The organism is Ruoffia sp. FAM 26254 (assembly GCF_045528545.1).
GTDB classification, from domain to species: domain Bacteria; phylum Bacillota; class Bacilli; order Lactobacillales; family Aerococcaceae; genus Ruoffia; species Ruoffia halotolerans.
In genome coordinates this window covers 1-13,412 of sequence record NZ_JBGQQY010000055.1, presented here as the reverse complement: position 1 = coordinate 13,412, position 13,412 = coordinate 1, and the positions used below count along the sequence as shown (strand labels likewise).

Genomic DNA, 13,412 nt, shown 5'->3' with positions numbered 1-13,412 from the left:
TTAACCCGAAGCCACCGCGGTTTCCAGCAAGCTGAAGCAGAGCTATGGGAAATGTTTGGAACACTAGCAGAGAGCTGATTTTTTTACAGAAGGAATTCTTTATTTACACAAACTTCTTGACGCTCCCTAGATTATTCATGAGTAGGCTCCTTTGCTTTTATTTGAGATTAGTATAAATGATTATAAATTAAAAACAACCTTTTTATCTCATTTATTTCTAATTAATTTATTTGAGGCGCACTTCAATATCACGTAAATGTTGATATAACAGCACAAAAAGCCCTGTCTTGATATCAGAGAATACTAAAACACCCTTATCATTAGAATTTATTCTAATAATCAGGGTGCCTTCTATAATTTTTTCAACATAATGGAATCCATCTGCGCGTCGTATCCCATATAGAACGTGTGCTCACCAACCCGTTGGTAGCCCATCTTCTCATAGAAAGCTAACGCATTATAATTATGTTCCCACACCCCTATCCAAATTCCAGTTCAGTTAAGTTCCTTTGCACGAGCGTGAGCGAATTCCAGTAGCTGGTTCCCATAGCCTTTACGCTTATGCTGAGGGAGTACATAAATTCGGTCCAATTACACCTTTAAGTCTTCTTCGGTATTTTGGTCTTTGAATGTATCAATAAACATTTTAATGCTAATAACTTGTAACTGTTCAACATCACTTATCTTGCATTGAATAAGCTCTGTCATCTTTATCGCCTTGGTCTGTTTATTATACTAAAATGATGTATTGAGCTGACTATTCATTACTCAATAATTGTTCTTTCACAAATCTTGCGTATGAAGCGTGCGTTTTAAGTAATTCTGAATGAGTTCCACTTCCAGTTACTTTTTTATTATCAATAAAATAAATATTATCCGCATCCATAATCGTTGAGAGGCGATGCGCAACAACAATCGTCGTTTTTGAACCCATTAATCTTTGTAAACTCTGATTGATTTGATACTCCGCATCCGCATCTAAGTTTGACGTCGCTTCATCTAGCAAGAGGATTGGTGTGTCTCTTAGGACAGCTCGAGCAATATGTATTCTTTGCTTTTGTCCACCTGAAAGTCTTGACCCTGCTTCCCCTACCACCGTTTCTAGCCCATCATGCAGCTTTGCTATCGTTTCTTCTAGATGAGCGAATCGAATTGCGTACTGAATTTGATTTTCACTTGGAGAGTAATCTAAACCAAATACTAAATTTTCTCTTATAGTTCCACTGAGAATTGAAATATCTTGAGATACAATGGAGATGTTGTCGCGCCAATCAGATAGTTTAAAAGAATCAATCTCATTCTCTTTTGAGATAATCTTACCATTTTTAATGGGATAAAATTGCATTAATAGATTTAATATTGTTGACTTCCCTCCACCAGAAGGACCTACAATCGCAGTCTTCTCTCCTTCTTTAAAAGTCATGCTAACACCTTCCAAAATGGGCATTAGGTTTAATTCATCAGAATATATTGATTTCATATTCACAATTAATTCCTCTGAATTCGTGTTTATCTTTGGATAACCAAATGATACATCTATAAAATTAATTTCTCCGTAATTGAATAGTTTGCCTTCATCCAGATTTTCTACCTCAATATCTTGTATTTTCGATAGCTTCTGTATGGCCCCTTCCATCTTCCCTTTTTGGGCAAAAAAACCTGAAAAAGATCCTAAAGGATTAATTAATTGAAATAAATAAATTAAAAATGAAATTAAAGTTCCTACTGATAGAGTTCCCTGGTTAACCCTTAGACCGCCATAACTGAAGATTAAGGCAATTGAACCAAATATAAGAAGTAACCCAATAGGTTGTACAACTGCATATAGTGTAGTGTTTTTTGATGAAATATGCCTTAAGTCTTCAGTATAACCTTGAACTTCCTTGTATGCGAATTCCTCAGCTACACTACTCTTTATTAAAGACATATTTTGTAAATATTCTAAAATCAAGCTACTCAGTCTACTCAAAGAGTTTTGTTGTCGAATTGAGTAACGAGAACTTAATTTCGTTAAAGGAATCAAAGGAATTGCAACGAGTGGTAAAGATATTAGAAGTATGCTAGTTAATTGCCAGTCTAAAAACAGTAAAGCGATGAGTGTACCTACTACCGTCACAATACTTGAGATAAATGTTGGTAATGATTGTGTAATGAATTGTTGAATGTGATTAGTATCATTAATAATTCTATTCGCTAACTCACTAGGACTATTTAAATCAAAAAAAGCCTTTGGGGCGTGAAGTAATCTATTCATAAAACTATTTCGTATGTGCTTAATTTGATAATCTCCATCACGTGCCATCATTGTATGACCCACTGCTACCATAATTGCTTGAAGAATAAATAAAATAATAGTTAAAACAATCGGCGATAGAAAGTTGATTAAGCGAACTTCCTCCACCAATGCACTTACAGATATCGGTATCAACACGCCAACAATACTTGAAAGAAAAATAATTATTAAACTTATAATCAGTATGGGCGTGGCTTTTATAATTCGCTTTTTCATTTAATCTACTCCTTCATTAATTGCTGTAAGATGGGATTGTAATGCTTATATAATTCTTTCTCTTGGGAATTGAGTGAATAATCTGGATTAAATATCAAAAGGGAATGTAATAAATTAATCAAAAAAATTAAGTCTGTGTGTGAAAGAACAAAATAAGCAATGATTAAGGTTTTTAATATATCCTCTAACTCATTTCTAAATAATTGATCAATAATAATTGCTTTTACTACATGATTACATGATTTTAAACAACTTAATTGCTTCAAGGTTAATTCATCAAACCTACTAAGATTATATAAAAAAGAAGAAATGACTTCTCCTCTAAAACCCTCAAGTACTTGTATTGCACTTTTCGGGGATAACATATATTCATTCACTGATAAATATTCTTTAATTCTCTGTTTATTACTTATAATTGTATCTGGAGTCAATTTTCAATAACCTCTTTCAGTAATTTACCTACAAGAGTTGTATGATAAACATAATCAAACTGTTCTTTATGATTGGTAAAGTTTTGCTTACTCATTGTTGTAGGATATATAAATCCGTCTTTTGCTTGATTGTCTTTAATTGTTTGAAATGTCATCTCCATAATTAAGCGATCTACTTTACCAGACAAATTTAAAATATAGACACAAACAGCCACTTCTAAAAGAACATCAATGTCTCCTTTTCTTATTGATATTAATAAACAGTCCGTCAATATTTTTACTAACTCTGAATAATCTTCTTCAAAACAAAAATTTGTACAATTGAAGTAAGTACAGTAAAAAATGGTATGCGTAATTGAATATATATAATTTCTGTTTGCTAACAATACTAAAAGATTCTTATCTTTAATCAGTTTATACAGAAAGCTATTAAAATATGATTGTTGCATATTTTCGCTATTATTTTCTTTATTGTACAACGAGTCAATCGCCAATACTTCTGAAATACGATAATTAGGAAAATTATTATAAGTTAAATATTCAATTTTTTCTTCAATAGATTAATTATTCAAATAAAATTCGTACATATATTTCAATGCTTTTGAATAATGTATCTTATCCTTACTATACAATAAAATTTGATAATATTCAGCTTCAGACTTACTATCTTTATTAAAATGGTGCAAATTGTCTTCAACCCAACAATTTGCACCATTATAAATATTACTAAAATCTAACATAATTAGTTTATTGACCAATCCATATTTAAGAGGTCTTTTTGAGGTTTTTTTAGTTCAAATTCTAACATATAATCAGTCGTTAGTAATTTTACAGAAGCAAAAACTCCATTTGGCTCAATATCAAATTTTGCACCATTGAATTTGTTTTTTAATTTATTCATATAATTTTTTTCCATTGTTTAATTCTCCTCGTATATATATATTTTACTGTGATTTTTTAACACAGCACTTTAAATTCTATCTAATCTGTGTATGTCGCAGATATTACGTTATCTTGTTTATTATTCTTCTTACACTATAGATTTCACAAAATATGCTTTATACTAATTACTATGATTTTCTATACTAAGAATATAATTTTTTAATTAACTTAAGGAATATTTTTGTTGTAAATTAAAGTACAAATAACCTATATTTAATTAGACACTAATTAAGTTAGATACATTTAATATCAAGTCATTTTTTCAATTAAGATAGAATTACCTTTTTCATACTTTTTGGAAACGTATTCTCAGAGTCAATATCAATAATTTCTATAATATCAGAAATTATAATCTGTCTATCATTAGAGTTATAACTTAAATTGCATGCAACAAAAATCAGAATCACTAAAAAAATCGATTAAGATATCTTATTATTATTCACCTCCATTAAGTAACAAGTTGGAAAGCATTCACTTTCTATATTAATATTATCTCTCAAAAATGATTATAAGCAAGCCTCGTTAACTATATTAAACTGTCATTAGTGCACATCACATTATTCTAATCATAATCTTCAAAAAAATTAGACTTTCCTTGTTAAATATATTAAACTATGCATTAATAACTTAAAGGAGGCTATCTATGGATTCAATTGGCCACAGACTTAAAGTAATTAGGCTAAGTAAAAAAATGACACAGCAAGATCCGGTAACCGAAAATATTACTAAAGGATTCATTTCCTTAGTTGAGAATGGAAAGTCTAACTTATCAGTGGACAAATTTAGAGAAATATCTTATCAATTAAATCTTTCCTCTAAAGAAATAGGTTATTTAATCATTAACAATCAAATGCTAGATCAAAAACAATTACTTTCAAAACTATCTACGGCAATACTACATGATGATCTTTATTTACTTAACTTACTTTATAAACAAGAGACGGACTATTTTAGCAAATCAGGTAATATCAGACACAAGCACAACATTGATTTCATTATATTACACATCTATAAAATAAAAAAAATTCAAAACACTGAACCTTTAGACAGAATTTTGAATTATCTGGATAGTGTTGAGGAATGGATGACTTATGAACTAAACCTAATAATTAATTTATTACCCTTTCTTACAGAACAAGTTTATCCTCATTGGTTAACCAAAGTCGAGCATCACATTAGTAATAATATGGAAAGTAATAAACTACGACAGACTTTTTCTAAGATTTACATGAATCAAATATGGATGATATTACGCGAAGGTCAGTCTGAAAATTTACCTACTGTAAAAATTTATATTCACGAAACTGAGAAATTAATACAAGATACACAACTATACTACGATAAGAATAAATTATCTTTTTTGAAAGGTCTTTACACAATTTCTCAAGGTCAATATCAATCTGGCCTTAGAGTATCTGAAAAAGCAATCGAATTAATGTATCATTTTAATGACGAGCACACAGCAAGAGCTCATTCTAAATCTCTGGATGAATTTGTTAATATCATCAAAGAAAAACATCACATTAATACTTTCGATTTAATGTGACGCAAACTAATAGTCTTAATCATACAAAAATACACTTAAGTTTGAATAGTTCAAATTTAAGTGTATTCTTATATTTATTCCGCCAACTGCTTAACTACTTTTTTCAACAAATTTATCCATCGTTCAGGCACTACAGACTTATCAAGCAACACTGCATATTATGTTCTATCATTATTGTAGAAAGATTAAATATCCGAATTAATTATTTTTATCTGTCTCTTTATCTTCAGTTAGTTTATACATCACATCAAACTCATCAGCAACTTCTGAAAAATCTTCGCTAAACTCTAAAGAATTAATTCTCTGATCTCCTACTCTTAATGTCCAACTGCCATTATTCTCTGAATACCGATAAGTTGGATTCGTAATGATGAAAACATGTAAAGCGTATTCTTCATATTTTTCATTTGACTCCTCGTCCACATATTCAATAGTAGGTCTGTCCTCAGATGTATCATTATTTTTAGTCGGATCTGATAACTTAGTTAGTTGATTATTATTAGTTAAATAAGCTCCAAGATCATCTGTAACCAACTTTCGATTTGTTGTTTCAGTTGTATATGAGTCTAGGTCATTTAATAACAATACAACTTCTTCTTCTGAAAATATATACCCTTTAATCGCAGAATCCTCATCGGTCATATATATGCCATCAATATCAAACTCTTCATCACTATTTGCGAATACAATATTTTGTTCTAAATTACCAAATGTAAATAGAACACAAATTGCTATAATAAATCGTATACTTTTTTTCATTTTTATTATCCTTTCGATTCTTATTAATAAGTTAACCTTTAATAACTAAATGACATTATGAAATAGTGTACTACTACACAAAACAATGAAATTGTTCATTTTTTACCTTTATATACGAAGAATCAAAATCTATAATCTCAGTCATATAAATAGGCATGAATTTTGTATAGTTAATGGAAGCGGTTAATTTATAATTTTATTATATAATAAAATCAACTATAAACAACCCTAGTTAATTATTTTAAACTTTAAATAAGGTGATTTTTGAGAATTTATTTCGATTCTATTAGGTGATATAAAATTCCTCCCGAAAAGTCGTTGACATTTTCAATGTATCTACTTTTGAGGGAGTATATCAATATGCATAAACTAGGCTTTATTAGGCTACACAACTACAATTTCGAAAAAGCATCATTAAATTCACATCTAACAACAAGAAAATATTATTCTCGATACCAGCTTTGGAATCATTACAACTTAACTGTTTCCAATTTAATTGCTATGATAACCGTTTCGGTCGTTGACTGCGTTTAATTTTTCAAAAAGCTATTTCACTTTCTATAAAACAATCGAGTTGATGTATTATTTTATGATGCACTTACACATCCCTGATACAAATTTTAAATATCCTATAATCACTTGTTAAACTGTATTTATAATAACTAAAAACCCCTCATCTCTAGACATAAATTCTAAAGCGAGGGGTATTCATATTTTTTTGATTTTATTACTCAGCTAATTCTTCAGCCGGTTTCTTTACTAACACACTTAATAAGATAGCTCCGACAATCCCACCAGCAAGCCAAGCCACGAGATACATCCATGGATTCGTTACACCACCGGCAAGAACCGCAAAGATTCCGCCGTGAGGAACATAACTCACACTACCAAATAACATACTTAATGCTCCAGCAACCCCACTACCTACTGCTAATGAAGGAATCACACGAAGTGGATTCGATGCTGCGAATGGAATAGCTCCTTCAGTTATGAAAGCCGCACCCATCACATAGTTCACTAAAGCACTGTTACGTTGTTCTGGCGCCCAAAGATTTTTGTTAAATGTTGCTGAAATAGCAATCGCTAACGGGGGAACCATCCCACCGATCATAACGGCTGCCATCACATCTGATCCTGCACCATTTGATGCTGTAACCAAAGCTGTACCAGTAACATAAGCTGCTTTATTAAGCGGTCCGCCCATATCAATTGACATCATAGCCGCAGCAACAAAACCTAGAACTACAGATAATTCAGATGGAATACTTGTTAATAAGTCTTGTAAACCTAACATGACTGCTCCCATGGGTGCATTCACGATAAAAAACATGATGAGACCCATGGCTAGAACACCTAGCACAGGATATAAGAAGATTGGCTTCATACCTTCCAGTGATTTTGGTAACCAACTTAAGCCTTTACGTAAGCACCAAACAATTCCACCCGCTAAGAAACCAGCGACTAAAGCACCTAAGAATCCTGATGCAACTGCATCTTCAAAGATTCCACCGGCATTAAAGGCTGTTAGAATACTTGGGTTAGCAAAAACCCCACCCATGAAACCAATCACTAAACCAGGTCGATCAGCAATAGATTGCCCAATATAACCTGCTAGTACTGGTAACATCATAGCGAAAGATAAATCTCCGAAAGTTTTTAAAGTATGAGCAATCGCATTATAACTTGCATCATCTGGATTCGCTGAGTTGATTCCCCAAAAGAATGATAAAGCAGCTAAAATCCCACCTGCGACGACGAACGGTAACATATGAGATACACCGTTCATTAAGTGTTTATAGAACTGACGTCCTAAAGATTCATTCTCCTCAGAATCGTCGGCTGACTGATCATATTGACTCGCGTGATAAATACGCGCATCAGCATTTGCGGCACGCTTCACTAATTCATCGGCTTTATTAATTCCGTCGGCTACTTTTGTTATAATAACTGGTTTACCATTAAAGCGCGCCATATCTACTTGCTTGTCAGCTGCTACAATAATCGCTGTTGCGCGTTCAATATCCGCTTTCGTTAATTTATTACCAACACCTGTTTGCCCATTTGTCTCAACTTTAATCGCATAACCGGCTTTATCCGCTGCTTGATTCAGTTTCTCTTCCGCCATATAAGTATGCGCAATCCCTGTTGGACATGCCGTTACAGCTAATAAGTATACATCATCCGCGTCTTGTGCTTGAGTATCTACTGCAGCAACTGTTTCTTTTGCTTGGTTTTCTTCTTCTTTTTCTGCTTCATATTCCGCAATGATATTTACAACATCTTCTTGAGTTTGAGCATCAAGTAAAGCTTGTTTTGCTTCTGGATTCATTAAGATACTTGATAATTTTGCTAAAGCTTGTAGATGTTCTCCGCCACCTTCAGGTGCAGCAATCATAAAGATTAATTTTGCTGGTTGACCATCGAATGACTCCCATTCAATTCCTTCTTGTGAGCGAGCAAAAACAATCGCTGCTTCTTTAATTGAAGCATCTTGAGCATGTGGAATCGCAATTTCGTCTCCTACACCTGTTGTAGATTGGGCTTCACGCGCTTCTAGTTTCTCAACATAACTGCCAACATCACTCACGCCACCTGCTTTGGCGAATTGTTCTGCCAAATGACGTAAAGTACTTGCTTTATCTGTTGTTGATAAAGTTAAATCCATCGCATCTTTTACAAATAATTGTGCTAGTTTCATTTTATCCACCTATCCTTTTTATTTCTATTTCTTTAATTAATTGATCTATCAATTCTTTTGTTGCGATTCCAACTGAAAACGCCGTCGCACTTCCTGATGCCGCTCCTTGCTTTAAACTGTCCTCGTACTGACCACTTTCAATATATTTTGCTATAAATCCTGCGACCATTGAATCTCCGGCACCTACGGAATTGACGACTTCGCCTTTAGGCACTGATGATTGATACACTTCTCCCGTCTCTGTGAGTAACACTGCGCCTTCGCCACCTAATGACACGATAACATTACGCGCGCCTTTTTCTTGGAGCATTTTACCGTAATGAATCACTTCTTCAATAGAATCTACCTTGACATTGAAGATTTCACTGAGCTCTTGCGCATTCGGTTTAATTAAAAATGGCTTATGTACTAAACAAGCGGTTAAAAGATCTTTATTCGAATCCAATACAAAATCAACCTGTTTACTTGCGCATAACTCAGCCACTTTAACGTAATGGTCGCTAGTCATACCTGGCGCAGCATTACCGGCTAGTAAAACCGTATCTCCTTTGACTAATACTTCATTAAAATAATTAAATAACTTCTGAATATCCTGCTCTTGAATAACTGGTCCATTAGCATTAATTTCAGTTTCTTGATCTGCTTTTATTTTGACATTAATGCGCGTAATTGCATCAATGTCAACAAATTCAGGTTGTATGCCTTCTTCTTTTAATGATTTTTGAATAAAATCACCTGAGAAGCCTCCTAAAAAGCCTGTCGCAATATTGTGATGTCCTAGTCGCTTTAAGATAACGGACATATTAATACCCTTACCTCCAGCCACATATTCATCTCGCTTCACGCGATTCAATTCACCTAGGTGAATCACATCTGTATTCATAACTAAATCCACTGCGGGATTAAATGTAATTGTATATAGCATTCTTTAAACTTCCTTCACTTTTGTATATTTTTCGTATTTTAATCTCACGGGTTCTGGCAATGTATTTGTAATAATCGATGCATCTTCCAGTTCAACTATTCGACAAAATGATATTTTATCAAACTTACTACTATCAGAAAGTACATAAACTTGATTCGCTTGATGAATAGCTGTCTGCTTAACACTCGCCTCCTCACGATCAGGCGTTGTAAAACCGTACTGAATATCAATTCCGTTTGTCCCCATAAAAGCTTTTGAGAATTGATACTGTTTCAATTGATTTTTCGCGTCAGTTCCAATCATTGCGCGTGTTTTAGGCTTGATAAACCCACCAACTAAAATCGTCTGTATATCCATCTCTGTTAAAATATTCGCAATTTCTAAACCATTCGTCACAACTGTAATATTTTCTGCTTTGATAAAAGGCAACATTGAAAGTGTCGATGTTCCGGCGTCTATATATATAAAATCATTCATTTCTATTAACGTCGCTGCGTACTTTCCTATATGTTCTTTTTCAGTCATAAATTGCTGTGACTTCTCTTTCACACTCGGCTCTGTGTCTACTGAGAAAATGCGTTTAGCGCCCCCGTGAACTCTCACTAACTCGCCTAACTCTTCTAACTGAGATAGATCTCGTCTCGCTGTGGATTCAGAAGTCCCCGTTGCTCCAACGATTTCTTGTAGCTTCACAATTGAATTATCAGCGAGTAACTTGCGAATCGCTTGATATCTCTCCTCTGTAAGCATTTTCATCACTTCCTTACTAATAAGATACACCAAAACCAATCATAAATCAATCACTTTCTTTCAAATAACGTTACATTCATTCAACTTCAATCATAAATGCGGATGTGATATGTGGATTCGCCAACTCAGGAAAACGAGCTAGCGAAGTTTTGCTGGATTCACCAGCTCAAGGGCACGAGCTAGCGAAGTTTGGCTGGGTTCACCAGCTCAAGGGCGCGAGCTAGCGAAGTTCGACTGGATTCGCCAACTCAAGGGCGCGAGCTAGCGAAGTTTGGCTGGATTCGCCAGCTCAAGGGCACGAGCTAGCGATTCCACACAATCCCAACTTATTTTTAAAAAAATAATGGCCAACCTAATTCGGTTAGCCCTTTATATATATTTTAATTTAAATAATCCAATGCTACTTTTACAAATGCCGCTGTCGCCATATAGAATAGTGATTCGTTCACATCAAACTTCACGGGTTGGTGTACGTGGAACTGGCCTTTAATATTAGATGGATTTGATAAGAAGAGGAAAGTCCCGGGTGCTTCATATAGATAGTACGCGTAGTCTTCACCGCCCATTAATGGCTCTTCAACTTCAACTAAATGACCTGATAAAATTTCTTCTAGCGAGTTCACAACTTCAGTTGTCACTTGCGCGTCATTAGTCACAGGTGGATATTTATAGTCGTAGGTCACGACACCTTCTACATCCAATGTTGCACCAATTCCGCGCGCAGTTTGTTCAATCTTCCTATCTAAAGGCACCTTTATCTTACTGAACAACTCCGTGTTAAAGCGTAAAGCAATCGCCTTTACAATTCCTTCCCCTGGATTGTTCACAAAATCTGCTTTCAATTGTATCATAATAATTAAAACGATGGTGAAACAACCTATAACAACCGCAATAAGTTGCCAAAGAAAGTGTTTCAACTCAAAATTTTGAATCTTCGGTCTCCAAAAATCTACTGAAACTCTTAATACAAACGACACATTTATTTGAAAATATTGCAACAAAGGAAAGCTCTTTCCAAGTAAAATGACTTGGGAAATAACTAATATAATATTAAAAATCATGGTCAATTCACCAAATGATAGTGGGTCGAGCTCATTCAACACTAAAGGAATTAATGTGAGCGCAGACGTACTTAAATTGGCATGAGCAACTAAATTAATGCCTAAACCCATTATTATAAAACTTAATTGTAAATATAACATAGATATAAAAATTGACTGCTTTTCAAAGTGTAACCCCTTCCATTTCATTATAATAATAAAGATACATCTCACTAATTGAAAGATGTATCTTCATGGCTTACATATTTGTTCTAAGTATATCTAACGCTTTATTAAATTCTGAAATTGTTTCTGCTTCATCTTCTTTTTCACGCATCTCTTCTAAGAACAATATTAATTCTTGATTCGGTGATTCTTCAGTTATCTTAGCAATTGCCCACGCTGCTGTCCCGCGAATCATTGGACGAGGATCTGTCTCGATTACTTGCAGTAACTTAGGTATCGCAGACTTTTCACGGTAATTGGCTAAAGCAATAATCGCATTTCTCTGAAGTGGTTTCTTACCACGCCATGATCCGGCCATTTTGCCAAAGCTCTCTTTAAATTCACGGTTTGATATATCCAATAAGGGTTCAAGTACTGGATTTGTTAGTTCTGGGTCAGGTTCCATTTCCTCATGATGGTGCGTATTTATTCCGCGATTATATGGACAAACAACTTGGCAAATATCACATCCGTAAATAACGCGACCCATCTTCTTCCGGAATTCTTCTGGCATATATCCTTTAGTCTGTGTCTGATATGAGAGACAGACTTGGGCATTAATACGACCGTCCCCAAGTAAAGCACCTGTAGGACATGCATCAATACACTTCATGCAATCGCCACAACCAAAAGGTACTTCTTCATCCGCTTCAAAATCAATATTCGTAATGATTTCACCTAAGTACACAAATGAACCGAACTCTTCAGTAATCAACAAGCCATTGCGCCCTATAAAGCCAAGCCCTGCCCGCTGAGCAACCGCAACGTCAACGAGTTCTCCAGTATCCACCATCGGTTTAAAATCAACTGAACCAATATTCTCCTCATCTGCGGCTTCTTTAATGTAGGCAATGAGCTTATTCATTCGGTCATTGAGAATATGATGGTAATCCGTTCCCCACGACGCACGCGCAAACTCACCTCTAGGTTTACCTTTCTCTGACCGTGGCTTCTTCATGCGAGAGGGATATGCTAAAGCAATCGCAATAATTGACTTTGGTTGTTCAAAAATCTTCTCAGGATAAATTCTTTCTTCAATGTTCTTATGTTCAAAGCCGGAATTATGTCCTGCAGCTCTTTGCTGCTTCAAGCGATCTTCTAAAGTATAAAATGGCTCCGCATGTGTAAAACCAATCTTATCAATCCCGAGTTCTTCAGCTTTTAACTTAATCTTTTCCTTTAGTTGTTGGTTCAAATCAGTCACCTCCACAAATCGACTCCTAATGTTAATCATATTATATCATCTGACCAATATATTAGAAGGAAAATATCTAAACAAAAAAAGAACAGAACCCTCGGGCTCTGCTCTCAATTAAACAATGCATGGCAACGACCTACTCTCACAGGACCAAAGGTCCAACTACCATCGGCGCTAAGAAGCTTAACTGCTGTGTTCGGCATGGGAACAGGTGTGTCCTTCTTGCTACCATCACCACACATTGTCTGTATATAAGTAATCTCTTAGATCACTCAAAACTGAATATCAACCTTATATTTTCTTACCTGCTAAACCTGAATTGGTTCGTGGTTAAGTCCTCGACCGATTAGTACTCGTCCGCTCCGTACATTACTGCACTTCCACTTCGA

General features: G+C 34.5%; 13 protein-coding genes and 1 rRNA gene. 1 reads left to right on the top strand and 13 read right to left on the bottom strand.

The window, feature by feature from the left end; genetic code table 11:
• Positions 1-351: 351 nt before the first annotated feature.
• The 6 genes from ACEN3Z_RS10265 to ACEN3Z_RS10240 all read right to left on the bottom strand — a co-directional run bounded on the left by ACEN3Z_RS10265 (position 352) and on the right by ACEN3Z_RS10240 (position 3,856).
• Positions 352-477: a hypothetical protein gene (locus tag ACEN3Z_RS10265; protein ID WP_407090782.1), complete on the bottom strand. Its 126-nt coding sequence runs from the start codon at positions 475-477 to the stop codon at positions 352-354.
• 18 nt (positions 478-495) lie between these two features.
• Entirely contained in the window at positions 496-591 is a 96-nt protein-coding gene (locus ACEN3Z_RS10260) for a GNAT family N-acetyltransferase (protein ID WP_138405341.1), read from the bottom strand.
• A 166-nt stretch (positions 592-757) separates the two neighbouring features.
• A complete protein-coding gene (locus ACEN3Z_RS10255; RefSeq protein WP_407090781.1) occupies positions 758-2,509 on the bottom strand; it encodes an ABC transporter ATP-binding protein in 1,752 nt (583 codons plus the stop codon).
• A 5-nt stretch (positions 2,510-2,514) separates the two neighbouring features.
• The gene (locus ACEN3Z_RS10250; protein WP_138405343.1) at positions 2,515-2,940 is read right to left on the bottom strand and encodes a hypothetical protein; all 426 of its coding nucleotides are present in this window, start codon (positions 2,938-2,940) and stop codon (positions 2,515-2,517) included.
• Positions 2,937-3,419, bottom strand: a complete 483-nt coding sequence (locus ACEN3Z_RS10245; protein ID WP_407090780.1) for a DUF6895 family protein — start codon at positions 3,417-3,419, stop codon at positions 2,937-2,939. Before ACEN3Z_RS10245 ends, ACEN3Z_RS10250 begins: the two co-directional genes overlap by 4 nt.
• Before the next feature lie 263 nt (positions 3,420-3,682).
• Positions 3,683-3,856 carry a hypothetical protein gene (locus ACEN3Z_RS10240; RefSeq protein WP_171031374.1) on the bottom strand — a complete coding sequence of 58 codons (174 nt, stop codon included), beginning with the start codon at positions 3,854-3,856 and terminating at the stop codon, positions 3,683-3,685.
• Between the two features lie 669 nt (positions 3,857-4,525).
• On the opposite strand from ACEN3Z_RS10240, the gene ACEN3Z_RS10235 reads away from it, so the two are divergent.
• The gene (locus ACEN3Z_RS10235; RefSeq protein ID WP_407090779.1) at positions 4,526-5,428 is read left to right on the top strand and encodes a hypothetical protein; all 903 of its coding nucleotides are present in this window, start codon (positions 4,526-4,528) and stop codon (positions 5,426-5,428) included.
• A 198-nt stretch (positions 5,429-5,626) separates the two neighbouring features.
• Here the strand turns inward: ACEN3Z_RS10235 and ACEN3Z_RS10230 are convergent, their stop codons facing one another.
• From ACEN3Z_RS10230 to rrf, 7 genes are all read right to left on the bottom strand, one after another.
• Positions 5,627-6,187 (bottom strand): hypothetical protein, encoded by a 561-nt coding sequence (locus ACEN3Z_RS10230; RefSeq protein WP_407090778.1) that lies wholly within the window; start codon positions 6,185-6,187, stop codon positions 5,627-5,629.
• A 727-nt stretch (positions 6,188-6,914) separates the two neighbouring features.
• Positions 6,915-8,885, bottom strand: coding sequence for a fructose-specific PTS transporter subunit EIIC (locus ACEN3Z_RS10225; protein ID WP_407090777.1), 1,971 nt, complete (start codon positions 8,883-8,885; stop codon positions 6,915-6,917).
• Position 8,886: 1 nt separating this feature from the next.
• A complete protein-coding gene (pfkB, locus tag ACEN3Z_RS10220; protein ID WP_407090776.1) occupies positions 8,887-9,810 on the bottom strand; it encodes a 1-phosphofructokinase in 924 nt (307 codons plus the stop codon).
• A gap of 3 nt (positions 9,811-9,813) precedes the next feature.
• Positions 9,814-10,560, bottom strand: a complete 747-nt coding sequence (locus ACEN3Z_RS10215) for a DeoR/GlpR family DNA-binding transcription regulator (protein WP_407090775.1) — start codon at positions 10,558-10,560, stop codon at positions 9,814-9,816.
• Between the two features lie 380 nt (positions 10,561-10,940).
• A complete protein-coding gene (locus tag ACEN3Z_RS10210) occupies positions 10,941-11,762 on the bottom strand; it encodes a M20/M25/M40 family metallo-hydrolase (RefSeq protein WP_407090774.1) in 822 nt (273 codons plus the stop codon).
• Between the two features lie 97 nt (positions 11,763-11,859).
• Positions 11,860-13,059 carry a tRNA epoxyqueuosine(34) reductase QueG gene (queG, locus tag ACEN3Z_RS10205; RefSeq protein ID WP_407090773.1) on the bottom strand — a complete coding sequence of 400 codons (1,200 nt, stop codon included), beginning with the start codon at positions 13,057-13,059 and terminating at the stop codon, positions 11,860-11,862.
• Between the two features lie 87 nt (positions 13,060-13,146).
• Positions 13,147-13,262 (bottom strand): 5S ribosomal RNA (rrf, locus tag ACEN3Z_RS10200).
• Positions 13,263-13,412: the final 150 nt, after the last annotated feature.